General features: G+C 29.2%; 22 protein-coding genes. 18 read left to right on the top strand and 4 right to left on the bottom strand.

The features are described 5' to 3' along the window. Window positions 1-76: 76 nt before the first annotated feature. A complete protein-coding gene (locus tag NNC19_RS06865) occupies window positions 77-964 on the bottom strand; it encodes a phosphatidylserine decarboxylase (RefSeq protein ID WP_310937883.1) in 888 nt (295 codons plus the stop codon). A 273-nt stretch (window positions 965-1237) separates the two neighbouring features. Here NNC19_RS06865 and NNC19_RS06860 point away from each other — a divergent pair, with 273 nt between their 5' ends. Further along, a complete protein-coding gene (locus tag NNC19_RS06860; RefSeq protein ID WP_310937882.1) occupies window positions 1238-2962 on the top strand; it encodes a ferredoxin hydrogenase in 1725 nt (574 codons plus the stop codon). 81 nt (window positions 2963-3043) lie between these two features. Here the strand turns inward: NNC19_RS06860 and NNC19_RS06855 are convergent, their stop codons facing one another. Then, the gene (locus NNC19_RS06855; protein WP_310937881.1) at window positions 3044-4636 is read right to left on the bottom strand and encodes an ATP-binding cassette domain-containing protein; all 1593 of its coding nucleotides are present in this window, start codon (window positions 4634-4636) and stop codon (window positions 3044-3046) included. A gap of 206 nt (window positions 4637-4842) precedes the next feature. On the opposite strand from NNC19_RS06855, the gene ybaK reads away from it, so the two are divergent. Next, window positions 4843-5313 carry a Cys-tRNA(Pro) deacylase gene (gene ybaK, locus NNC19_RS06850; RefSeq protein WP_310937880.1) on the top strand — a complete coding sequence of 157 codons (471 nt, stop codon included), beginning with the start codon at window positions 4843-4845 and terminating at the stop codon, window positions 5311-5313. A 94-nt stretch (window positions 5314-5407) separates the two neighbouring features. Here the strand turns inward: ybaK and NNC19_RS06845 are convergent, their stop codons facing one another. After that, window positions 5408-6055 carry a hemolysin III family protein gene (locus NNC19_RS06845; RefSeq protein WP_310937879.1) on the bottom strand — a complete coding sequence of 216 codons (648 nt, stop codon included), beginning with the start codon at window positions 6053-6055 and terminating at the stop codon, window positions 5408-5410. A 237-nt stretch (window positions 6056-6292) separates the two neighbouring features. Between NNC19_RS06845 and NNC19_RS06840 the strand changes: the two genes are divergently transcribed. The 9 genes from NNC19_RS06840 (at window position 6293) to NNC19_RS06800 (ending at window position 15575) form a co-directional block, all read left to right on the top strand. Next, window positions 6293-6850, top strand: coding sequence for a DUF1836 domain-containing protein (locus tag NNC19_RS06840; protein ID WP_310937886.1), 558 nt, complete (start codon window positions 6293-6295; stop codon window positions 6848-6850). Then, on the top strand, window positions 6847-8529 hold the full coding sequence (locus NNC19_RS06835) for an ABC-ATPase domain-containing protein (RefSeq protein ID WP_310937878.1): 1683 nt from the start codon (window positions 6847-6849) through the stop codon (window positions 8527-8529). The genes NNC19_RS06840 and NNC19_RS06835 overlap by 4 nt, the downstream gene beginning before the upstream one ends. 260 nt (window positions 8530-8789) lie before the next feature. Further along, a complete protein-coding gene (locus NNC19_RS06830) occupies window positions 8790-9653 on the top strand; it encodes a Cof-type HAD-IIB family hydrolase (protein WP_310937877.1) in 864 nt (287 codons plus the stop codon). Between the two features lie 290 nt (window positions 9654-9943). Continuing rightward, window positions 9944-11008: an AI-2E family transporter gene (locus tag NNC19_RS06825; RefSeq protein ID WP_310937876.1), complete on the top strand. Its 1065-nt coding sequence runs from the start codon at window positions 9944-9946 to the stop codon at window positions 11006-11008. Window positions 11009-11066: 58 nt separating this feature from the next. Then, a complete protein-coding gene (gene proB / locus NNC19_RS06820; RefSeq protein ID WP_310937875.1) occupies window positions 11067-11885 on the top strand; it encodes a glutamate 5-kinase in 819 nt (272 codons plus the stop codon). Beyond that, the gene (locus tag NNC19_RS06815; RefSeq protein WP_310937874.1) at window positions 11886-13133 is read left to right on the top strand and encodes a glutamate-5-semialdehyde dehydrogenase; all 1248 of its coding nucleotides are present in this window, start codon (window positions 11886-11888) and stop codon (window positions 13131-13133) included. Window positions 13134-13379: 246 nt separating this feature from the next. After that, window positions 13380-14159, top strand: a complete 780-nt coding sequence (locus tag NNC19_RS06810) for an SDR family oxidoreductase (protein ID WP_310937873.1) — start codon at window positions 13380-13382, stop codon at window positions 14157-14159. 17 nt (window positions 14160-14176) lie between these two features. Then, entirely contained in the window at window positions 14177-14995 is an 819-nt protein-coding gene (locus NNC19_RS06805) for an HAD family hydrolase (protein ID WP_310937872.1), read from the top strand. A 58-nt stretch (window positions 14996-15053) separates the two neighbouring features. Next, window positions 15054-15575 carry a putative ABC transporter permease gene (locus NNC19_RS06800; RefSeq protein WP_310937871.1) on the top strand — a complete coding sequence of 174 codons (522 nt, stop codon included), beginning with the start codon at window positions 15054-15056 and terminating at the stop codon, window positions 15573-15575. 77 nt (window positions 15576-15652) lie between these two features. Here the strand turns inward: NNC19_RS06800 and NNC19_RS06795 are convergent, their stop codons facing one another. Beyond that, on the bottom strand, window positions 15653-16381 hold the full coding sequence (locus tag NNC19_RS06795; RefSeq protein WP_310937870.1) for a PHP domain-containing protein: 729 nt from the start codon (window positions 16379-16381) through the stop codon (window positions 15653-15655). Between the two features lie 436 nt (window positions 16382-16817). Here NNC19_RS06795 and carA point away from each other — a divergent pair, with 436 nt between their 5' ends. The 7 genes from carA (at window position 16818) to NNC19_RS06760 (ending at window position 24142) form a co-directional block, all read left to right on the top strand. Next, window positions 16818-17867 carry a glutamine-hydrolyzing carbamoyl-phosphate synthase small subunit gene (gene carA, locus NNC19_RS06790; protein WP_310937869.1) on the top strand — a complete coding sequence of 350 codons (1050 nt, stop codon included), beginning with the start codon at window positions 16818-16820 and terminating at the stop codon, window positions 17865-17867. A 12-nt stretch (window positions 17868-17879) separates the two neighbouring features. Continuing rightward, window positions 17880-21083, top strand: a complete 3204-nt coding sequence (carB, locus tag NNC19_RS06785) for a carbamoyl-phosphate synthase large subunit (RefSeq protein ID WP_310937868.1) — start codon at window positions 17880-17882, stop codon at window positions 21081-21083. A gap of 326 nt (window positions 21084-21409) precedes the next feature. Beyond that, window positions 21410-21676 carry a hypothetical protein gene (locus NNC19_RS06780; RefSeq protein ID WP_310937867.1) on the top strand — a complete coding sequence of 89 codons (267 nt, stop codon included), beginning with the start codon at window positions 21410-21412 and terminating at the stop codon, window positions 21674-21676. A 156-nt stretch (window positions 21677-21832) separates the two neighbouring features. Then, complete coding sequence (murI, locus tag NNC19_RS06775) at window positions 21833-22591, top strand: glutamate racemase (RefSeq protein ID WP_310937885.1); 759 nt, start codon at window positions 21833-21835, stop codon at window positions 22589-22591. A gap of 127 nt (window positions 22592-22718) precedes the next feature. Next, window positions 22719-22991, top strand: a complete 273-nt coding sequence (locus NNC19_RS06770) for an STAS-like domain-containing protein (protein ID WP_310937866.1) — start codon at window positions 22719-22721, stop codon at window positions 22989-22991. Window positions 22992-23240: 249 nt separating this feature from the next. Then, window positions 23241-23762, top strand: coding sequence for a peptidylprolyl isomerase (locus NNC19_RS06765; protein ID WP_310937865.1), 522 nt, complete (start codon window positions 23241-23243; stop codon window positions 23760-23762). Between the two features lie 14 nt (window positions 23763-23776). Then, complete coding sequence (locus NNC19_RS06760) at window positions 23777-24142, top strand: DUF3783 domain-containing protein (protein ID WP_310937864.1); 366 nt, start codon at window positions 23777-23779, stop codon at window positions 24140-24142. Window position 24143 lies beyond the last annotated feature (1 nt).

The raw sequence follows: 24143 nt of genomic DNA, 5'->3' as shown, positions 1-24143 counted from the left end.
ATATATAAAATGGTGTGTAAAATTCAAAAAGGGAGCTATCGCTAACGGATTTTAATCCGCTAATGCGACAGCCCCTTTATTTTTTATACCCAATTGTCTCACCCATCATAACTTTACATTCAAAGCCAAGAGAACTTTGAATTAAAATATCTTCAGAGATTGATATGGTATTTTTTTTGAAAAATAATATTGTTGTAGAACCTCCAAATTTAAAGTAGCCTTTTTCCTCACCTTTTTGAACCCTTTCACCAGGAGTATAAGTTTGAATTATTGTACCTACACAAGTTGCTCCAACTTCTACATGAATTATATCACCAAAATTATCAGACTTAAAAACAGACCATTCTCTTTTATTTTGACAATAGAGCTTTGGAATTCTTTCTAATGCTGTAGGATTTACTGAATAATAAGATCCATCAATGAATTTACTTGAAGTTGAAATTCCTGAATCTACAAAATGAAATCTATGATAATCAGTAGGGCATAATCTTAATACAAGACAAATGCCATCTTCATATTCTTTTGCAATTTTATCGTCACCTAAAAGTTCAGATAAACTATAAGTAAGATTTTTAACTTGAATTAAGTTATTCATAGAGATGTTATTATAAGCAAATAATCTACCATCTCCAGGAGATATTAGAACATTACTATCATTATTTATAGGTCTAGATTCTTTGTGTAGCTGTCTGATGAAAAAATCATTAAAAGATGAAAATTCATCCAATTTCTTTGTAGATATGTTCATATCTATATGAAAATCATCTATAAAGGACTTTATCTTTTTCTTACTTAATTTTGTATCACAATACTTTCCATATAAACTTGAAACTAATTTTTTCTTAATAAGGAGCTCAGTTAAACCTTTACCAATAGGGGACTCATAACACCAACTTATGTATTTACCTCCAGCAACTTTTTCTTCTTCATAAGTATTCGCTTTTCTATCATAAACTTTAATCATAATTACCTCTCTTACTCACTTCTTTAGTATAATATAATACTTATTTTAGGATAAATCTAATATAAAGTATACTATATAGTTATATTCTGCACAAATAATATAGAATTATTAAGTAAAGTATAGGGAATATGGAAAGGGATATAGATGATTGACAATTAATTAACAATTGTCTGAAAATTAAGGTTTTTGATTATTTATATGATACACTAATGAGTGTAAGAATTATATCGAAAATGCAAAAATTTATAATGTTAATTTAGGGAGGACTTAGGCGTGAAAAGTGTTGTTATTAATGAACAATCATACCAAGTCGAGGATGGAATTACGATTCTTGACGCAGCAAGACAAAATGGAATTGACATACCAACTTTATGTTATTTAAAAGAGTGTGGAAATGTAGGAAAATGTGGAGTTTGTGCAGTTGAGGTAGAAGGTAAGAATAATTTAGCTTTAGCTTGTTTAACTAAAGTAGATGATGGAATGGTTATCAAAACTAATACTGATAAGGTCCAAGAGAGAGTAAAGTCAAGAGTGTCAACTTTACTTAATAAGCATGAATTTAAATGTGGTCCATGTAATAGAAAAGATAACTGTGAATTATTAAAATTAGTTATAAAATCAAAAGGAAGAGCTACTGAACCTTTTGTTGTTGAAGATAAGAGTGAATATTTAGATGATAGAAGTAAATCAATAGTTATAGATAGAACAAAGTGTGTATTATGTGGTAGATGCCAAGCTGCGTGTAAAGAAAAGACAGCAACCGAATCAATTAAGCTTGCAAACGTTGATGGAAAGAGAATTGTTACAACTATAGATCAAAAGTGTTTTGATGATACAAATTGTTTATTATGTGGGCAATGTGTAGCAGCATGTCCTGTTGCTGCATTATCTGAAAAGAGTCATATTGATAGAGTTAAGGAAGCTTTAGCTGACAATAATAAGCATGTTATAGTAGCTATGGCACCATCTGTAAGAACTGCAATGGGAGAGTTATTTAAGATGGGGTATGGGCAAGATGTAACTGGTAAGATATATGCATCTTTAAGAAAATTAGGATTTGACAAAGTTTTTGATATAAATTTTGGTGCTGACATGACAATAATGGAAGAAGCTACAGAGCTTATCCAAAGAATTGAAAAAAATGGACCATTCCCAATGTTTACATCATGTTGTCCAGGTTGGGTTAGACAAGTTGAAAATTATTATCCAGAGTTATTAGATAATTTATCATCAGCTAAGTCACCACAACAAATTTTTGGAACAGCAACAAAAACATATTACCCACATATTTCAGATATAGACCCAGTTAAGGTATTTACAGTTACCATAATGCCTTGTACTGCAAAGAAATATGAAGCTGATAGAGCTGAAATGGAAATTAATGGACTAAGACAAATAGATGCAGTATTAACAACTAGAGAGTTAGCTAAGTTAATAAAAGAAGCGAAAATTGATTTTGCTAAGATAGAAGATGAAACTGTAGATCCAGCAATGGGCGAATATAGTGGAGCAGGGACTATATTTGGAGCTACTGGTGGAGTTATGGAAGCTGCTATAAGAACTGCTAAAGATTTTGTAGAAAAGAAAGATTTAGAAAATGTTGATTATACTGAAGTAAGAGGATTAGATGGAATCAAAGAAGCAACTATCAATATTGGTGGAAATGATTATAACATTGCAGTAGTAAATGGATCAGCAAATCTAGCAGAGTTCATGAAAAGTGGTAAGATGGAAAGTAAAAAGTATCATTTTATCGAAGTTATGGCATGTCCGGGAGGATGCGTTAATGGTGGTGGTCAACCTCATGTGAATAACTTAGATAGAGAAAAAATTGATATAAGGGCAATAAGAGCTTCTGTACTTTATAATCAAGATAAGAATGCTACTATAAGAAAGTCACATGAAAATCCAGCTATTAAGAAGATGTATGAAGTATTTATGGGGGAACCAGGACATGGAAAGGCTCATGAATTATTACATTTAAAATATACTAAGTAGTCAGTAGTATAAAATAAAATGGATGTGTTAGCTTAAGGAATTTTAAATTTCTTAGCAAGCACATCCATTTATTATTTATGATTAGTTATTTTTGGAGAATTCTAAGTATTCATCATAAGTCATAGTTCTGTCAACTATAGAACCGTCATATTTAATATCTATTATTCTATTAGCTATAGTTTCAATAAATTGGTGGTCATGAGAAGCAAATAATATATTGCTATTAAAATCCTTTAATCCATTGTTTACAGCTGTAATTGATTCAAGATCTAAATGATTAGTAGGTTGATCTAGCATTAATACATTTGCATTAGAAAGCATCATTCTAGATAACATACATCTAACCTTCTCGCCTCCTGACAATACATTAGCTTCTTTTAAAGCTTCTTCTCCAGAGAATAACATTCTTCCAAGGAAGCCCCTTATGTAACTTTCCGCTTTTTCTTCAGAGAATTGTCTAAGCCAATCTACTAAAGATAAGTTAGAGTCATTAAAATATTCAGAGTTATCATTAGGGAAGTAAGACGTTGTAATAGTAATTCCCCATTTGTAACTACCACTATCTGGCTCCATTTCACCAGATAATATTTTAAATAATGTAGTTACTGCAATTTCATTACCAATTAAAGCGATTTTATCACCTTTATTAACCATAAAGTTTACATTATCTAAAACATTAACGCCATCAATAGTCTTTGAAAGATCTTTAACTGTAAGTATATCATTACCCACTTCTCTTTCAGCCTTAAATCCTACAAATGGATATCTTCTGCTTGATGGTTGAATATCATCTAATGTTATCTTATCTAATAACTTTTTACGAGAAGTAGCTTGCTTAGATTTTGATGCATTAGCACTGAATCTTGCAATAAAGTCTTGAAGTTCTTTAATTTTTTCTTCTTTCTTCTTGTTTTGGTCTTTAGACATCTGAAGAGCAAGTTGACTTGATTCATACCAGAAATCATAGTTACCAACATAAATTTTAATTTTCCCGAAATCAACATCTGCCATTTGTGTACAAACTGTATTTAAGAAATGCCTATCATGGGATACAACTATAACAGTTCCTTCAAAATTTATTAAGAAATCTTCAAGCCAGTTAACTGATTTTAAATCTAAGTGGTTAGTAGGTTCGTCTAGTACTAGAACTCCAGGATTACCAAATAGAGCTTGAGCTAAAAGAACTTTAACTTTTTCTCCTCCAGTAAGTTCAGAAATCTTTTTATAGTGAGATTCAGTTCCTATTCCTAGATCTTGTAATAATGAAGATGCTTCAGACTCTGCTTCCCAACCATTAAGGTCAGCAAATTCTCCTTCTAATTCAGATGCTTTAATACCATCCTCATCAGAAAAGTCAGGTTTTGCATATAGAGCGTCTTTTTCTTTCATTATTTGATACAAGCGTTCATTTCCCATAATTACTGTTTCTAGAACTTCAAAATCATCATATTGATAGTGATCTTGTTTCAAAACAGACATTCTAACATTTGGAGCTAATGAAACTTCACCAGTGTTAGGTTCAACTTCTCCAGATAAAATCTTTAAGAAAGTACTCTTACCAGCACCATTTGCACCAATTACACCATAGCAATTACCAGGAGTAAATTTTAAATTTACATCTTCAAATAATTTACGTCCGCCATATCTTAAACTAACATTTGATACAGTTATCAATTATTTCTACCTCATTTCGTTTTTTTATTCATTTCGTTATTATACCATAGAACAAAGATATAAAGAACACTCATAACTTTTTTAGTAGGGTGGATTATTTACAAAATTGTCAATTAAGGTATAAAATAAAGAAAATTGTGTTTATAAGCAGTATTAAAATAAGTTATAAAGATAATTTTAATATTATTATTGAGGAGTAGGTGAAAATGCAAAAAACTAATGCAATGAGATTATTAGATAAAAATAACATTAAATATAATACAATATCTTATGAGAATAAGGACGGGAAGATAGATGGAATAGCTGTTGCTGAGAAGATAGGAAAGGATGTAAATACTGTATTTAAAACATTAGTTACACAAGGAAATTCAAAGGAATTATATGTGTTTGTAATACCAGTTATTGAAGAATTAGATTTGAAAAAAGCAGCAATGGTAGCTGGTGAAAAAAATTTGGATATGATACATGTTAAAGATATAAATAAATATACAGGTTATATTAGAGGGGGATGTTCTCCTTTGGCAATGAAAAAAGCTTATAAGACTTTTATACATAATTCAGCTGAAAAATTTTCTAATATAGTATTTAGTGCAGGTAAGATAGGTCTTCAGATTGAAGTCAATCCCCTAGAATTAGCATCTGTAATTGAAGCAAAATTTGAAAATATAGTAGTATAAAAATATAAAGCAAAGGGCAATGGAGGTTGCACCTTTGCTTATTTAAATTCATTAAAAAGAGAAAAATATTTTCTTTTTAATGAAGAGTAGGCAATTATAAAACATAATTAAAAACACAAAAGAAATGGCATAGGGTTCCTAACATTATAAAAATATGAAATATTTCATGACCACCAAAAGAGCCAATTCTAATTTTTTCAGATTTTAAAGCATATATAACCCCACCTATTGTATACATTATTCCACCTAAGACTAATAAAAATATACCAGTAGAAGCTAAAACTTTTGTTAATGGATAAATTGCAAAAATAGCAAACCATCCAATTCCTATATAAATAGTGCTACTAATCCATTTAGGACAAGTAACCCAACATATCTTAAATACTATACCAATAATAGCTGCGATGGCAACAGTTGTAAACAATGCATGACCAATAGAATTTTGTAATGCTATCAAACAAAGTGGTGCATATGAACCAGCTATAAGAATAAAAATCATAGAATGATCTACTTTTTTTAAAGTTTTAATAACTGAATCACTTGAAATAACAGAATGATACGTTGCTGATGCACTATACAGTAGTATCATACTTACACCAAAACTTACAATAGCAACATAATCAATTAGTTTTCCATTAGAAGATGCTACTTTTACTATTAAGGCAATCAAGCCAAATAGTGATAAGATAGCACCGGTTAAATGAGTTAAGCCATTTATAGGCTCTCTTAAATGTTTTGTCATTTTTGCACCTCCGTAAAACAATATGTAGTTTTTAAAACTACCTGACGTTATATTGAAATTATCATATATATATATTGATAAGTCAAATATAAATTTCATTGATTTTATAGTTATATATATATATTTTACCCAATTTTCTTGAAATATCTCTTAAATACTATTAATATTATATGTGTAAGATAATATATAGTTTTAAAAACTACATGAGGGAGTGATACTGTGAATAAAGAAGATACAATGGATTTAATACAAAATATGAATATAGATGAAAAGATAAAACTAGAAGAGATTCCAGAAATTGATCTATATATGGATCAGGTTATTCAGTTATTTGAAAGTAAGTTATCAAAAATGAGACGTAAAGAAGAAGATAAAGTATTAACTAAGACTATGATAAATAATTACGCAAAAGCAAAACTTTTAATGTCTGTTAAAAATAAAAAGTATTCAAAGGAACATTTAATACTAATGAGTTTTATTTATGATTTTAAAGGAATTATATCTATAAATGATATTAAGCTTATGTTAGATAATATAGTTAATAAATATGAAAATGGTGAAGAATATGATTTAAGAAGTCTTTATGAAAGATATTTAAAAGTAACTACAGCAGATAGTAATGAAATGGAAGATTCGGTTAAAAAAAAGGTAGATAAATTGAGTGATTTATCAAAGGATAATGATTTTGAAGAAAAGTTTTTACTTGTTTCTTCTATGGTATCTATGAGTAATATGTATAGAAGAATTGGAGAACAGTTAATTGACGAGTTTTTTGGGGGGGATAAAAGTAAATGAAGAACTTAAATGATTTGAAAAAAGAGCTTTATAGTATTGATGGAAGAGGATATAAGTCATATAAATCGTTAGAAGGTCAATATAATTTTAATGATTATATTTTGTCAATAGATCATGTGCAAGGGGACCCATTTGCAGCACCTTCAAGAGTTAGAATAATTATGAATCAAAGAGTAGCTAATATACCTAATGAATTGTTTAATAAGTATCATAAGAAAGTTGCTGTTCAAGATTTTTTAACAAGAATATTCTATAATAATATAAATGTTTATTCTAAAAGAGTATACGGCTCAGGAAAGAGTGGGTTAATATCTATAAGTAAATGTTCACAAGAAATATTGGATAGAACAGCTATTATTGTTAACGAAAAAGAGATACAAGTAAGAATAGAAGTTGGATTTCCAGCTAGAGGAAGAAGTGTTCTTGCAAAAGAATTAGAAAAGATACTATATGAATTTTTGCCTCAAATTGTTAAGAATTCTGTGATATATAATAATATAGATAAGGAAAAACTTGTGGATAGAGTAAGATTAGTAGAAGATCAGGCACATATAAGAAATGAACTTTCAAGAAGGGGTTTAATATCTTTTGTAGCTAATGGGTCAATATTGCCTAGAGAAAGTGGAGTTTCTTCTAAACCGTTAAAAGATGGGAAAAAATTTCAAACGCCTAAGAGTTTAGAAGTAATTTTCAATCTACCAAATATGGGGGAGATTAAAGGAATGGGAATTCCAAAAGGGATAAATTTAATTGTTGGTGGTGGATATCATGGAAAATCTACATTGTTAAGAGCATTAGAACTTGGTGTATATAATCATATAGAAGGAGATGGAAGGGAGTTTGTTATCACTGATAATACTGCAATAAAGGTAAGAGCAGAAGATGGAAGAGTGATTCATAATGATGATATTTCATTATTTATAAATAATCTTCCAAATGGGAAGGATACAAGAGGATTTTATAGTGAGAATGCAAGTGGAAGCACATCACAAGCTGCCAATATAGTTGAAGGAATAGAAAGTGGAACAAGATTATTTTTAATAGATGAGGATACATCTGCAACTAATTTTATGATTAGAGATGATGTAATGCAAAAATTAGTTGCAAAGGAAAAGGAGCCTATCACACCATTTATTGAAGTAGTAAGGCCTTTGTATGAACAAAAAGGAATATCAACTATTATTGTTGTAGGTAGCTCAGGAGATTTTTTTGATATAGCTGATACTGTTATTCAAATGGATTCCTATGAGCCAAAGGATGTAACAGAAAGTGCAAAATCATTAAGTACGGGTAAAATATTAAATAGAATATATGATAAAAATATAAATATTAGATTTAATAGAATAGTAAAAAGAGGAAGTATTGAAAGAGGTCCTAAAGGTATAAAAATAAAGACATTAGGAATTGATGCTTTGGATATAAATAAAGAAAAAATTGAGTTAAGGGCTGTAGAGCAGATAATAGATCATGAACAGATTACTGCAATTGGATATATAATGAAGTGGGCTGAAGAAAATATAGTAAATGGAAAATTAGATATAATTCAAATAACAGATGAAATATTAAAGGTAATGAAAGATAGGGGATTAACTTGTTTTAGTAGCAACGGAAATTTAGCTATGCCTAGAAGGCAAGAAATAATGGCTGCTTTTAATAGGTACAGAAAATTAAAGTTATAATATAAGGGAACTTAACAGAAATGTTAGTTCCTTTATATTTGTGTGGGTACAGATTTTAAATTTTACAATCCAAATTTTAAATTATATATATTAGAATATAATTAAAGAATTAATTGACATGCTCTTAAAAACAATGTTTTAATTATCTAGATACAGAACGAAACACTATAATTATATGAAAGTGGTATAAACAAATGTTAAATGCTCTTTCAAGATTATTTTAATTATTATGATAGAGATTAGGGAGAAGGAGGAAGAGTATGATAAAAATTATTGCTTCAGATATGGATGGAACATTATTAAATAGTAATCATGAAATATCTAAAGAAAATTTAGAAGCTATAAAGAAAGCACAAGAGCTAGGGGTACATTTTACTATATCAACAGGGAGAGATATTGATGGTGTATTACCAGTGATTAAGGGCTATGGATTGAAGTGTGAATGTATATTATCAAATGGGGCTGAATATAGGGATGAGAATGGTAATATATTAGAAAAAATAGATATAGAAAAAAGTACAGTTAAAAAAGTTATAGGAATGATGAATGAAGCTGGAATAAGAGCTCAAATATTTACAGATAGAGGTATATTTACTGCGGATAGTAAGGAAGATGCTTTAAAAGGAATGGCTTATATGGCACAATCATTTCAAAAGATAGAATCATTTGAAGAGGCTTTAGAATTATCCAGGAATCAAGAACACTTTAAGAAATTGAAGTATATTGAAAATCTTGAAGTGTTCTTGGAAACATCAGTAGAAATTAGAAAAATATTTGCATTTTATAATGATACAAATGTAATAAGAGATATGAAATTTAAACTAGATGAAATAGAAGATTTGGCTGTATCTTCTTCATTTAGGGATAATATAGAAATAACAAATAAAGATGCACAAAAAGGAATAATTTTAGCAAAAGTTGCCAAAAAGATGGGAGTAAGTAAGGATGAAGTTATGGTAATTGGTGATAGCTTTAATGATTACACCATGTTTACTGAATTTACTGAATCTTATGCAATGGAAAATGCTATAGATGAAATAAAAGAAATTGCTAAGTATATAACTGATACTAACAATAATGCTGGAGTAGCAAAAGCTATTTATAAAGCCTTAGGATTGAATTAATTTGAAAGTGGTTTGTCCACTTTTTTCTTATAGTTATTTATTTAAAGAAAGTAAAAAATTAACGCTATAAATTTTCATAAAAGTAGTGTAAAATAAAATTGTTAAAATGCTAAGGAACAAACAAACCCCTAAGTAGTACCCCCCAGATACTACATTATGTAAATTTCCAAGGCAGAAAACAATGGTGAAGTTAGAGTTATTCTAACTTCACTTTTGTTTTTCATAAAAAGACATTTTGAATTAAGGATAATAATTTGGATAAACTAACCTTAGAATAAGGGGTGTTTGTTATGTTAAAGAAAAGAGTTATTATAAACTTAATTATAGCCAATCTAATTCTTATCTTTTTATATATGTTGGGAAAGTTTCAAGTATTTCATGAATTTATTCAGGTAGCTATATGGGTAATATTTACTCCAATTATATTTGGAGTATTTCTATTTTATATTCTTAAGCCATTAAATAATATTTTTTTAAGAAAAAGGTTAAAATCATCGATATCAGCAAGTATTACAGTGTTAATAGCAATTTCTTTATTAGCTATCATAATTACTTATTTTGGAAAATATTTAGTTGAACAGATAATTATACTAAAAGATATAGTATTAATGAATATACAGGATAAAAATCTTATGGAAATGGCACAAGATTATCTAAAAGATAGTAGTATTAAGAATTTTGTTGAAAATATATCTTCACAGCTTATGAATTATGTAAACTTTGTTTTTGCAAATCTAAAAGAAATATTTGATATGGGTATGATGCTTTTCTCAAATATATTATTAATTATACTAATAACATTCTTTTTGCTTAGAGATGGGTCTAAATTTAAATCAATTGTTTTGAAATATATACCTAAAAGATATAAGGAAGTATCAAATGAGATATTGAGTGAGGGGGATATAGTTTTATCTTCATATATAATTGGGCAGGCAACAGTTGCAATATCACTGGCAGCAATGGTTTTTACAGGTTATGAAGTGATTGGTATGCCAAGTGCATTACTACTAGCATCAACAACTTTTATACTTGCATTTATTCCATTTGTAGGTTTTTTTATTTCTATGATAATTCCATATATAATAGCAGCTGCAGTTGGAACCCATATGCTTGTTAGATTAACTTTGTTATTTATTATAGCTCAAACTTTAAAGGGAAGAGTGGTTGTACCATTTATTATGGGGCGGGCAATGAAAATACATCCTATTACAGATATATTTTTGGTGGTTGGGGCTTCTACAATAGGTGGTCCATTAGCAGCTTTTTGTGTAGTTCCAATTTATTCATTGCTAAAATTAACTTATAAAAAGTTAGTTGAGAATGGTTTTTTAACTGATCCTAGTAATATTGATTAGATAAATAAGGTGTAGTAAGATAGATATTAGAATAATCGAAGAATAAGGGGCTGTAAAGATGGGTTTTCGTAAGAAATTAAAGGATGTAAAAAGAATTGTTGTTAAGGTAGGAACATCAACTTTAACATATGATAATGGAAATATTAATTTAGGAAGAATTGAAAAGTTAGCTAGAGTTTTATCAGATATTCAGAACTCAGGAAAGGAAATTGTTCTTGTATCATCAGGAGCTATTGGTGTTGGTGTAAGTAAGTTAAAACTTAAAGAAAAACCAAAGAGCATAAGAGAAAAGCAAGCAGTTGCATCAGTTGGACAATGCGAACTTATGCATATATATAGCAAGTTTTTTGGAGAATATAGTCATACAGTAGGGCAAGTCTTATTGACTCGTGATGTTGTGGAAGATGATCATATTAGACAAAATGTATGCAATACATTTGAAACATTAATAGAAAATAAAATAGTACCAATAGTAAATGAAAATGATACAGTTTCAATAGATGAAATAGAAAATATAGTGAAGTTTGGAGATAATGATAATCTATCAGCTATAGTTGCAGGTTTATGCAAAGCAGATTTATTAATAATATTGTCAGATATAGATGGATTTTATGATGGAGATCCAAGAACTAATAAGGATGCAAAGATGTTGAAGGTAGTAGAAAAAGTTACACAAGAACTTGAAGAATGTGCTGGTGGAGCTGGTACTAATTTAGGAACTGGTGGAATGATTACCAAATTAGCAGCTGCTAAGGTTGTAGCTAAGGATGGAGTAGATATGGTTCTAGCAAATGGTGATGAACCTTCTATATTATTAAAAATACTAGATGGTGAAGAAGTAGGTACATTATTTTTAGGAAAAAAGGGGGTAAATTAAATGAGTGAATTAATAAATTTAGGGACAAGAGCTAAAGAGGCATCCTATGAACTTATGAACATGGGAACTACTGAAAAAGATAAAGCATTACGAAATATGGCTGATAAATTATTAGTGCATAATGAGGAGATATTAAAAGAAAATAAAAAGGATTTAGAGGTTGCTATACAAAAAGGAACCTCAAAGGCAATGTTAGATAGACTTTCTTTAGATAAAAAAAGAATTGAAGATATGGCTGATGGACTTAGGCAAGTTGCTTTATTATCAGATCCAGTAGGAGAAGTTGTTTCTATGTGGAAAAGACCTAATGGACTACAAATAGGAAAGAAAAGAGTACCTATGGGTGTAATAGGCATAATATATGAAGCTAGACCTAATGTTACTTGTGATGCAGCAGGACTTTGTTTAAAGACTGGGAATGTTGTTATATTAAGAGGCGGTAGTGAGGCTATTAATTCAAATAAAGCTATAGTTAAAGCTTTGTCAGAAGGAATAAAAGAAGCTGGTTTACCTGAAAATTCAGTTCAACTTGTTGAGGATACTAGTAGAGAAGTTGCAACTGAGATGATGAAATTAAATGGATATATAGATGTTCTTATTCCTAGAGGTGGAGCAGGACTTATACAGTCTGTAGTAAAAAATGCAACTGTGCCAGTAATAGAAACTGGAACTGGAAATTGTCATGTTTATGTAGATAGTGAATCAGATTTAGATATGGCAAAAAATATTGTAATTAATGCAAAAACAAGTAGGCCATCTGTTTGTAATGCAGAAGAGAAACTCTTGGTTCATGAAAACATAGCAGAAGAATTTTTGCCAATAATAATTTCAGCATTAAAGAAAGAAAATGTTGAAGTTAGAGGTGATGAAAAGACTATGAAGATAGTTAATGATATCAAAAAAGCTACAGAAGAAGATTGGGGAACAGAATATAATGATTATATTATAAGTGTAAAAGTGGTTGCTAGTGTAGAAGAAGCTATAACACATATAAATAAATATGGAACTGGACACTCAGAAGCTATAGTTACAAAAAGTTATGATAATTCTCAAATGTTTTTGCAAAGGGTAGATGCAGCAGCTGTTTATGTAAATGCATCAACAAGGTTTACTGATGGTTATGAATTTGGATTTGGTGCAGAAATAGGAATTAGTACTCAAAAGTTACATGCAAGAGGGCCTATGGGCTTAAATGAACTAACTACTACAAAGTATATTGTTTATGGAAGTGGGCAAATAAGAGGCTGAAGAAACTACTCATGGAAAGGTATAAGGAGGATAATCCAGAGTTATATTTAGATGCCGTTAGCAAGTCTATTAATAAGTATATTCCTAACAAATTTATTATAAACAATAAGGAACATGAATCATAATCAAATGAGTGTTCCTTATTCTTTGTTTTAATTTTAATAAAGATTCTACTTTTAATTTCAATACTTATTTAATACAATACCTTTTGTTATAATAAGTAAATAAAATACAAGGAATGATTAAATGGAGAAGGTGAATAGATATACTCTAATAACAGGTGGAACAGAGGGACTTGGTATGGAGTTAGCTAAGTTATTTGCAAAAGATAAACATAATTTAATTATTGTTGCAAGAAATGAAGAAAAGTTAAGTAAGGTTAAGAATAATATTGAAAAAGAGTTTAATGTAGAGGTTGAAACTTTGTCAGTAGATTTAACTGTGAATAACTCCTGTGAAGAAGTATATAGATTTGTGGAAAAAAATAATTTTGTTGTGGATAACTTAATAAATAATGCTGGTGTTGGAAGTTTTGGATTTTTTCATGAATCAAATATAAAAAGAGAAGAAAAATTAATTCAAATAAATATTAATAGTGTAACCAAATTAACTTATTATTTTTTAAAAAGCATGATTAAACGAAATTGTGGTGGAATATTAAATGTGGCATCAACAGCTGCATTTTCAGCAGGACCAAAGATGAATACGTATTATGCATCAAAAGCATATGTGTTGTCACTAACAGAGTCTATATATGAAGAAGTTAAAGAATATGGGGTTAAAGTAAGTTGTTTATGTCCTGGTGCTATAAAAACAAATTTTCAAAGTAAAGCTGGTATAATTAAAAATGATAAATCAAAATCATTATTAATGAGTTCTAAAGATGTAGCAGAAATAGCATATAAAGATTTTAATAAAGGGAGAGTTATAATAATTCCAGGAATAAAAAATAAGTTATTAGTGTTTGGAAATAAGCTATTACCAAGAAGTTTAGTAAGAAAGATAGTATTATATTCAAATAAGTAGAGATAGGTGGAAATACAATGAAGGAGATTTTTGAAGGGTATTTATTAGTATCAGATATGGATGGGACATTATTGAATAGCAAAAAAGAAATATCAAAGGAAAATAAAGAGGCTATAAAATATTTTGTTGAAGAAGGGGGAAAGTTTACTGTAGCAACAGGAAGGATGCTTTCTTCTGTAGAAGAATTTATAGAGGAACTTAATATAGATATTCCTGCAATATTACATAATGGTGCAAAAATTTATGATTATGAAAAAGAAAAGGTTATATCAGAGCATTTTATAGAGAATCATAGAAAAAAGGCAATAAAAAAAGTGTATGAAGAGAATCCACATATTGGAATAGAAATATTTTCAGATGAGGTAGTTTACATATATAGAAGTTGTGATTTGACTAAGAGATATAAAAAGCATAATTATAATGTTATATATGATTTTCCCAAAGATATATGGGAGAAAGATTGGATAAAGGTGTTATTAATAGGGACGGAAGAAGAATTAGATGCTTTAGAAAAAGAATATAAGATGAAATATGATGAGGGAAATGCATTTAGGAGTGGATCAAATTACTTTGATATAGTAGCAAATGGAGTTACTAAAGGAAGAGCATTAAAGGAATTAATAGAAAGATATAATATGGATTCTACAAAGGTTGTTGCAGTTGGAGATAACATGAATGATATAGAGATGTTAGAAACTGCAAGTTATGGATTTTGTATAAAAACTGGAGCTGAGAGAGTGTTAGAGAAGGCAAAACATATTGCACCATCTAATGATAATAATCCCATAGATTATGTTATTAAATTTATGGAAAAAGAAATAAAAAAATATAAATAAGGAATTTTTAATGCTAATTTTACTAATACTAAGTTTAAATGATATAAGGAGTGTTAGTATGGATTGGCTTTTATATTTGGTGTTCAATTTTGAGGTCTATTGTTTCTTGGGGTGGTGTTTAGAAGAACTGTATAGCTATTTTGTAGCAGGACATTTTAAAAAAGATGGCTTTTTAAAAGGTCCGTTTAAACCAATGTATGGATTTGCTATGGTAAGTTTGGTTTATTTATACTACATAATGAAATTAAGGGGAATACTATTAGGTATATTATTAATATTAATACCAACTTTAGTAGAATATTTAAGTGGATATGGATTAAAGAAGTTTTTTGGAAAGATATATTGGGATTACAGTAAACTTAAATATAATTTTAAAGGATTGGTATGTGCAAGATTTTCTATATTTTGGACAGTACTGGTTTTTATAGTGTTAATCATAATACAACCATTATTAAATTCAATTTATTTCAATTTTAATAACATATTGAGTAGAATTGTTCCATTAATATGGATGTGTATGATTGTTGATATTTTCTTTACAATAAAACAAATAGCATATAATAAAGTTAATTTACATTAGAAATAAATAAGGAAAAGAAAATTGGTAGTAAAAATGTAGGACGTTTTTATAATCAATTTTCTTTTCCTTATTAAATATTAAAGGTCAGCAAGTCTTCCTTTGCTTTTAATGTGAGAAATTAATTTATCTGGGTCATTCATAATTAATTCTTCAGGAAAATTAATAGATTCTAGGATTTTTATTGAACCATCAAAATTTCCAATGTTAAAACTTATATGGGCATCCGAACTTAAAATGATTTTTGTTCCATATTTCATGCAAAGTTCAGCTATTTTTTTACAATTAGAAGAACTACCTGCTCTGGAACTACCTGAAATTGAAGAATTATTTATTTCAATCATGATATTTTTTTCTTTTGCTTTTTTTACTATAGTTTCATAATTGAGTTCATAAGAAGGATTTCCAAGATGACCTAATATCTCAATTAAAGGATTTTTATCTAATGCATTAATTAATGCATTAGTATTTTCTTCTAGGGATTTTGGTTCAAATACAGGTTCATGAAAAGATACAATCATATAATCTAAGAATCTTGAAGCTTCTGAGGGTAAATCTATATTTCCATCTATATCTAATATGTTTGCTTCACAACCCTTTAATATTGTAATTCCATTTATTATTCTAGGAACAACTTTTAGGTTGCCAAAGTACCAGGCATGTGGGGCCCCTGGCATTGAAGGAGCATGTTCAGATGTTCCTAAAATTTTTAAACCTTTTTCAACGCAATAATTTATATTTTCTAAAAGCGTAGTATAAGCATGACCACTTACTATTGAATGAGTATGTAAATCTGATAAGTATTTCATATTATCCTCCTATTATTGTTATATCTATATATTTAGTATAAATCAATAAAGTATAATAATCCATTAAATAGAGTGTTAAATGATTTTTAACTATTTGGAAGACAATAGTTGTATTGCATTTATTTAATTTATCATTTACCTTGACAGTGAATAGTCAATAAACTACAATAATAGATAAGATAAAATTAAATATGAGGTAAAGATACACTTTAACTTGGTCCTGTGAGGCCAGAAAGGAGTCTGCAACTATGGATAATTTTAAAAATAATTTCATAGCTTTGTCTTTAAAGGCATTAAACAATAATGTATATAAATATAATGGGATAGTGAGGAGACTGGACTTTCAATAGTTTCTTTAATATCCTTTTCTTTATACTCAAAAATAATGTCATTTAAAGTGTATTTTCCTTAATCATAAAATAAGGAGGGGCTAGGCATGAAAGCAAAGCTAGTTTTAGAAAATGGAATGGTGTTTGAAGGTAAAGCCTTTGGATACTTAAAAGATAGCGTTGGGGAAGTTGTATTTACAACAGGTATGACAGGATATCAAGAAATATTAACAGATCCATCATACTATGGGCAAATAGTAACAATGACATATCCTCTTATAGGTAACTATGGTATAAACCTTGAGGATATGGAATCAAGTAGTCCGAAGGTAAAAGGATTTATAGTAAGAGAAAAATGTAATCTACCAAATAACTTTAGATGTGAATTAGAATTAGAAGATTTTTTAAAACAAAATAAGATTGTTGGGCTTGAAGGAATAGATACTAGAGCGCTTACTAAAGTATTAAGAAATAATGGTACTATGAGGGGTATCATAGCAGTTGATGAAATAGATAATGAAGATATGAATAAGAAAATGAAGGAATTTTCAACTGTTGGTGCTGTTAAAAATGTTACAACAAAAAACAATTATACAATAGATGGAACAGGAAAGCATATTGCTATAATGGATTTTGGTATAAAACAAAATATAATAAGATGCTTTCAAAAAAGAGGCTGTAAAATTACAGTATTTAATGCAGATACAACAGCTGAAGAAGTTTTAGCTATTAATCCAGATTTAGTTTTCTTATCAAATGGACCTGGAGATCCAGAAGATTTACCAGGAGCAATAGAGAATATAAAAAAAATAGTAGGAAAAAAACCTTTAGTAGGAATATGTTTAGGGCATCAACTTTTAGCATTGGCGTTAGGTGGAAAAACAGAAAAATTGAAATTTGGTCATAGAGGGTGCAATCATCCAGTTAAGGATTTAGAAACAAATAAGGTGACAATAACCTCACAAAACCATGGATATGTTGTAGAAACTTTACCAGAGGAAGTAGAATCTACACATATTAATATCAATGATGGAACAATTGAAGGAATGAAGCATAAGGAATTACCAATATTCTCAGTTCAATTTCATCCAGAAGCATCAGCTGGACCTAAGGACAGTGAGTATATATTTGATAAATTCATGGAATATGCATTATAGGAGGTTTTTGATATGCCATTAAATAAAGATATAAAAAAAGTTTTAGTTATAGGATCAGGTCCAATAATAATAGGGCAGGCAGCAGAATTTGATTATTCTGGAACACAAGCTTGTCAAGCACTTAAGGAAGAAGGAATTGAGGTTGTTTTAATTAACTCAAATCCAGCTACTATAATGACAGATAATGAAGTAGCTGATAAAGTTTATTTAGAACCTTTAACTGTAGAATTTGTAGAAAAAGTAATAGTTAAAGAAAAACCAGATAGTTTACTTGCAGGAATGGGTGGGCAAACAGGATTAAATTTAGCTGTAGAACTACATGATAAAGGCATTTTAGATAAATATAATGTTAATGTAATTGGTACATCCATAGCTTCAATTAAAGAAGGGGAAGATAGAGAACTATTTAGAGACATGATGAACAGGATAAAAGAACCTGTAATTAAATCAGAAATAGTAACTGATATGGAATCTGGATTAGAATTTGCGGCTAAAATAGGATATCCAGTTATAGTTAGGCCCGCATACACACTTGGAGGAACAGGTGGCGGAATAGCAGAGACTAAGGAAGAATTGGAAGAAATTTTAGAATCAGGATTACAATTAAGCACAATAGGGCAAGTACTTCTTGAAAAATCAGTTAAAGGTTGGAAAGAAGTTGAATATGAGGTTATGAGAGATTCTTATGGAAATTGTATTACAGTATGTAATATGGAAAATATAGATCCAGTAGGGATTCATACAGGGGATAGTATAGTTGTAGCACCGTCTCAAACTTTATCAGATAAAGAATATCAAATGCTTAGAACAGCATCAATAAATATTATAAATGCAGTAGGAATAGAAGGTGGATGTAATGTTCAATTTGCTTTAAATCCAAATTCATTTGAATATGCTGTAATAGAAATTAATCCTAGAGTATCTAGAAGTTCAGCCTTAGCATCAAAAGCAACAGGTTATCCAATTGCTAAACTAGCAGCTAAAATAGCTTTAGGATATGGGTTAGATGAAATAAAGAATGCTGTAACACAAAAAACATATGCATGTTTTGAACCAGCTTTAGATTATGTAGTATGTAAAATTCCAAAGTGGCCATTTGATAAGTTCTTTGGAGCAGATAGAGCGCTTGGGACAAAAATGATGGCAACAGGAGAGATAATGGCTATAGGTGCAAATCTAGAACAGGCATTATTAAAGGGAATAAGAAGCTTAGAAATTGGTAAATATTCTCTAGAACATAAGAAGTTTAGAGAACTTAGTATGAAAGAATTGAAAGAGAGAGTAGTAACTCCAGATGATGAAAGAATTTTTGCATTAGCAGAAATGCTTAGAAGAGACTATAGAGTAGATAAGATAGCAAAAATAACAGGGATAGATATTTTCTTTATAGAAAAGTTCAAGTGGATAGTTGAAGAAGAACAAAGACTAAAACTTTCTAAAATAGAAGATTTAGATAAAGAATGGCTTCTTAACTTAAAGAAAAAAGGGTTCTCTGATAAGGCTATTGCAGATATGTTAAAGGTAAAGCCAGAAGATGTCTATAGGTTAAGAGATATTTGGAATGTAAAGCCTTCTTATAAGATGGTTGATACATGTGCTGGAGAGTTTGAAGCACTATCACCATACTATTATTCTACATATGAGCAATTTGACGAGGTAGAAGTTTCGGATAAAAAGAAAGTTATGGTAATAGGATCTGGTCCAATTAGAATAGGGCAAGGTATAGAATTTGATTATGCATCAGTTCATTGTGTATTAGCTTTAAAAAAGATGGGAATAGAAACTATAATAGTAAATAATAATCCAGAAACTGTAAGTACAGATTTTAACATATCTGATAAGTTGTACTTTGAACCATTAACAGAAGAAGATGTATTAAATATAGTAGAAAAAGAAAAACCGGATGGGGTTATACTCCAATTTGGTGGGCAAACAGCTATTAAGCTTGCAAATTTTATGCAAGAAAAAGGAATTCCAACCCTTGGAACTACAGCAGATCAAATAGATATGGCTGAAGATAGAGAGAAGTTTGATGAATTACTTGAGAAGCTTGGAATTTCTAGACCTAAAGGAAAAGGAATTTGGTCAATAGAAGATGGTTTAGAAGAAGCAAGGAGATTACAGTTCCCAGTACTTGTTAGGCCTTCATATGTAATTGGTGGGCAAGGTATGGAAATAACACATGATGAAGAGGAATTAACTTATTATTTAGAGAATGCTTTTGAGAAAGATTCAAAAAATCCAATTCTTATAGATAAATATTTAATGGGAAGAGAAATTGAGGTAGATGCAATTTCTGATGGAGAAAATGTATTAATTCCAGGAATAATGGAACATTTAGAAAGAGCAGGAGTTCATTCAGGGGATAGTGTAACAATGTATCCAAGTCAAAATATTAGTAATGATATAAAAGATAAGGTATTAGATTATACTAAGAGGTTAGCTTTAGCAATAGGAATAAAGGGAATGATAAACATTCAGTTTATAGAATTTGAAGGGCAACTTTATGTAATAGAAGTTAACCCAAGAGCATCAAGAACAGTACCATATATAAGTAAGGTAAGTAAGGTACCAATAGTAGATCTTGCAACTAAGGTAATGCTTGGATCAAAGATTGTAGATTTAGGATATGGAATAGATGTATATAAAGAGCCAGAATTAGTTTCAGTTAAGGTTCCAGTATTTTCAACTCAAAAGCTACCCAATGTAGAAGTTTCTTTAGGGCCAGAAATGAGATCTACAGGAGAAGTATTAGGAGTAGGAAGAAATGTTAAGGAAGCTTTATATAAAGGCTTTGTAGCAGCAGGAATGTTGCCAGGAAAGGGAGATATACTTGCAACTATAAATAAGCATGATAAGGCTGAATTCTTGCCAATGGCATTAGAACTTTCAAAGCTTGGTTATAAATTTATAGCAACTGAAGGTACAGCTAATTTATTAGTTGAAGCCGGAATAGATGCTAAGGTAATTAGAAAGCTTGATGAAGAACATCCAAATATATTAGATGTAATTAAAAATCAAGAAGTTGATTTAGTTGTGAATACTCCAACTAAAGGAAATGACTCTAAAAGAGATGGGTTCTTAATAAGGAGAGCTGCAGTTGAAAGAAATATTGGAGTTATAACAGCATTAGACACACTAAGAGCTATAGTTGTAGTGAAGTCTGAGGGATTGGAAAGTAACAAAGGATTAGAAGTATTTAATATTGCTGAGTAGAGATAAAATATGGTGAATTTGATTGGGGAACTAAATATAGTTCCCCAATTTTTGAGGTTATTTAAAAGAATACTTATAATTTAAAATAAGAATTAGGATATAGGGCCAAAGTCCTGTAAAATTAGTGTATAAGGTCCTATTTACAGATAATAAGAAAACGTTTAATATATATGTGGACACAGCATAAAATACAACTGAAATTGATAAAATATTCAAAGCAAGAAGTGGTTTATTTTTATATAATAGAGCAACTATTTTATTGACAGTCGAACAAAAGTTCGATTATAATGAAGATACAGAACGAGTGTTTGGATGGGAGATATATGATGAACAAAAGAGAGGTTTTTGTAAGGCTAAGTATTAAGAATATAAGTGAGATTAAAAGTCATATTGTTGATAAGAATGAGCTTGAAAATAGAGAAAGTGGTAGATATATAATGTGTGCAGGAAAGTATGATAAAAATGGATGGACCATTGTATTTAAAGCTAAGGATTATAAGGAAGCAGAGTACATAATTAATCACACACAGTTTAATAATGGTAAAATATATTCTAATGAAATTATAGCACCTTTTCCAAGAATACTATGTTAAATGTTTAGGTATTATTATCTACAATTTTTATTTTTTTTAATTTTAAATAAGATAGATTACATAAATTAATATTACATGTAGATTTATTTTATAGAAAGTAATAAAATAATTATAGAAAAGAAGTAATTGGAGTGATATACCTTGAATAGAAATGATATGCCAATAGGTTTTTTTGACTCAGGTGTAGGGGGCCTTAGTGTATTAAAAGAAGCTATGAAACTTATGCCCAACGAGCATTTTATATATTTTGGAGATTCCAAGAATGCTCCATATGGAGTAAAAAAAGTAGAAGAAGTAAGGGAGCTTACATATAAAGCAGTAGAATTTTTAATAAGTAAAGGTGCTAAAGCTATTGTAATTGCATGTAATACAGCAACTAGTGCGGCTGTTTCTTCATTAAGGATATCATATCCTTTTTTACCTATAGTGGGGATAGAACCAGCATTAAAGCCAGCAGTAAACTTAAAAAGAAATGGATCTGTAGTTATAATGGCAACTCCTGTAACATTGCAAGAAAAGAAATTTATTAATCTTATGGAGAAATATAAAGGTGAATCAGAAATATTACCAATGCCATGTCCAGGATTAGTGGAATTTATAGAAAAGGGAGACATAGATAGCAAAGAATTAAGAAGTTATTTGAAAGATAAGTTTAATGTGTATAAAGATATTAAAATTGGGTCTGTAGTTTTAGGTTGTACTCACTATCCTTTTGTTAAACATGTTATTAAAGATATATTAGAAGAAGATGTACCAATAATAGATGGTGGACTTGGAACTTCTAAGGAATTAAAGAGAAAGTTAGAAGAATTAAACATATTAAATGATTTGTCAGTGGAAGGAAATATTACAATCTATAATTCTCTTGAAGAAGATAGAATTATAAAAATAAGCAATAAACTATTATATAAATAGTTTATTGCTTATTTTTATAAGAAAAACTAAAAAAACTTTGTTAAAATGTTGACAAAAAAATAGAAGACTGATATTATAATATTAGAAAGAATTATCAGAATATTTAGAAATGTTGGGAGGAAGTATTATGGAAATTAACGTAAGAGAATACTTGGGAGAAAACTTTAGCATAGAGGATGCTATACTGTTAAGAGAGGCTATCATAAAAAATAATATGGAGAACATTACTTTAGATTTTGCTGGTATAAAAAATGTTCCTGCTACTTTTTTTAATTGCTTGTTTGGACCAATTCTTTATGAAATTTCAAGAAAAGAAATTTTTAGCAGAATAGATGTTAAAAATTTATCAAATATAAATGATTATTCAAGAGTTGTTTTAGGAACTGCTTTTGCGAGTTAGGAGATAGATTGAAAATATTAGAATGGAAAAATTCAAAGTTAATATGAAAAATCACTATTTAAAGTTATTAAATGGTGATTTTTTTCTTTACATTAAAAATTGAAATGTAAAATAGAATTTAACTTGTTGAAAATCTCTTAAATTGTGCATTGAAAATGAATAGGTATATATATATAATAATGATAATGAATTTATAAGGATAAATTTGATAAGAATAGTTATTATAAGAATTGAAGGGAGAAATATATTATGAATAATCCAATAATTACTATACAAATGCAGAATGGTGGAGTTATTAAAGCAGAGCTTTATCCAAATGTAGCACCAAATACAGTAAATAATTTTATAAATTTAATTCAAAGAGGATATTATGATGGATTAATTTTTCACAGAGTAATTCCAGGTTTTATGATTCAAGGTGGATGTCCAGAAGGAACAGGAATGGGAGGCCCAGGATATAGCATAAAGGGAGAATTCTCACGTAATGGATTTAAGAATGAATTAAAGCATTCAAGAGGCGTGTTATCTATGGCTAGAACAATGGATCCAAATTCAGCAGGAAGTCAATTTTTTATAATGGTTCAAGATTCACCTCATTTAGATGATCAATATGCTTCATTTGGAAAGGTAATTGAGGGAATAGAAGTAGCAGATGAAATAGTAAATGCAAAAAGAGATTATGATGATAGACCATATGAAGATCAAGTTATTAAGACGGTAACAGTAGAAACATTTGGAGAGTCATATGAAGAACCTCAAATAATTGAATAATTGAGGTGAAGGGTGTGCTAGAAAATAGTAAGTGTATCTTAATTTATGGGTTTAAAGATGAAGAACTAGAAATGCTTAAGATGATAAAACTTAAATTAATAAAAGTAACACCTGAAATGACAAGTATGAGGGTTAAAGATATAGTTGATGGTATTAGAATATTTACCTATAAGGAAAATATGACTGAAGAAAAGCTTGTCTTGTTTAATAATTGTGAATCTCAAGAATTATATGTTTTAATAAAGTTTATTAAGAAGATGATGCCAAAGGTTATATTAGCCACAGTAACACCTTTAACCAATGAATGGACTTTTGAATATCTTTTATCTCACTTGATAAAAGAAAAAGAGTGGATTGAAAGTAGACAGGAAGGAAGATAAA

It is taken from the genome of Clostridium sp. SHJSY1 (genome assembly GCF_031626875.1).
Taxonomy (GTDB): domain Bacteria; phylum Bacillota; class Clostridia; order Clostridiales; family Clostridiaceae; genus Clostridium.
This window is presented reverse-complemented; position numbering and strand designations above follow the sequence as displayed.

What these genes read in the sequence shown, in the direction of transcription:
- NNC19_RS06865 (WP_310937883.1), bottom strand. Translation starts at nt 964, where the DNA reads ATGATTAAAGTTTATGATAGAAAAGCGAATACTTATGAAGAAGAAAAA.
- ybaK (WP_310937880.1), top strand. Translation starts at nt 4,843, where the DNA reads ATGCAAAAAACTAATGCAATGAGATTATTAGATAAAAATAACATTAAA.
- NNC19_RS06845 (WP_310937879.1), bottom strand. Translation starts at nt 6,055, where the DNA reads ATGACAAAACATTTAAGAGAGCCTATAAATGGCTTAACTCATTTAACC.
- NNC19_RS06840 (WP_310937886.1), top strand. Translation starts at nt 6,293, where the DNA reads ATGGATTTAATACAAAATATGAATATAGATGAAAAGATAAAACTAGAA.
- NNC19_RS06835 (WP_310937878.1), top strand. Translation starts at nt 6,847, where the DNA reads ATGAAGAACTTAAATGATTTGAAAAAAGAGCTTTATAGTATTGATGGA.
- NNC19_RS06830 (WP_310937877.1), top strand. Translation starts at nt 8,790, where the DNA reads ATGATAAAAATTATTGCTTCAGATATGGATGGAACATTATTAAATAGT.
- NNC19_RS06825 (WP_310937876.1), top strand. Translation starts at nt 9,944, where the DNA reads ATGTTAAAGAAAAGAGTTATTATAAACTTAATTATAGCCAATCTAATT.
- proB (WP_310937875.1), top strand. Translation starts at nt 11,067, where the DNA reads ATGGGTTTTCGTAAGAAATTAAAGGATGTAAAAAGAATTGTTGTTAAG.
- NNC19_RS06815 (WP_310937874.1), top strand. Translation starts at nt 11,886, where the DNA reads ATGAGTGAATTAATAAATTTAGGGACAAGAGCTAAAGAGGCATCCTAT.
- NNC19_RS06810 (WP_310937873.1), top strand. Translation starts at nt 13,380, where the DNA reads ATGGAGAAGGTGAATAGATATACTCTAATAACAGGTGGAACAGAGGGA.
- NNC19_RS06805 (WP_310937872.1), top strand. Translation starts at nt 14,177, where the DNA reads ATGAAGGAGATTTTTGAAGGGTATTTATTAGTATCAGATATGGATGGG.
- NNC19_RS06800 (WP_310937871.1), top strand. Translation starts at nt 15,054, where the DNA reads ATGGATTGGCTTTTATATTTGGTGTTCAATTTTGAGGTCTATTGTTTC.
- NNC19_RS06795 (WP_310937870.1), bottom strand. Translation starts at nt 16,381, where the DNA reads ATGAAATACTTATCAGATTTACATACTCATTCAATAGTAAGTGGTCAT.
- carA (WP_310937869.1), top strand. Translation starts at nt 16,818, where the DNA reads ATGAAAGCAAAGCTAGTTTTAGAAAATGGAATGGTGTTTGAAGGTAAA.
- carB (WP_310937868.1), top strand. Translation starts at nt 17,880, where the DNA reads ATGCCATTAAATAAAGATATAAAAAAAGTTTTAGTTATAGGATCAGGT.
- NNC19_RS06780 (WP_310937867.1), top strand. Translation starts at nt 21,410, where the DNA reads ATGAACAAAAGAGAGGTTTTTGTAAGGCTAAGTATTAAGAATATAAGT.
- murI (WP_310937885.1), top strand. Translation starts at nt 21,833, where the DNA reads ATGCCAATAGGTTTTTTTGACTCAGGTGTAGGGGGCCTTAGTGTATTA.
- NNC19_RS06770 (WP_310937866.1), top strand. Translation starts at nt 22,719, where the DNA reads ATGGAAATTAACGTAAGAGAATACTTGGGAGAAAACTTTAGCATAGAG.
- NNC19_RS06765 (WP_310937865.1), top strand. Translation starts at nt 23,241, where the DNA reads ATGAATAATCCAATAATTACTATACAAATGCAGAATGGTGGAGTTATT.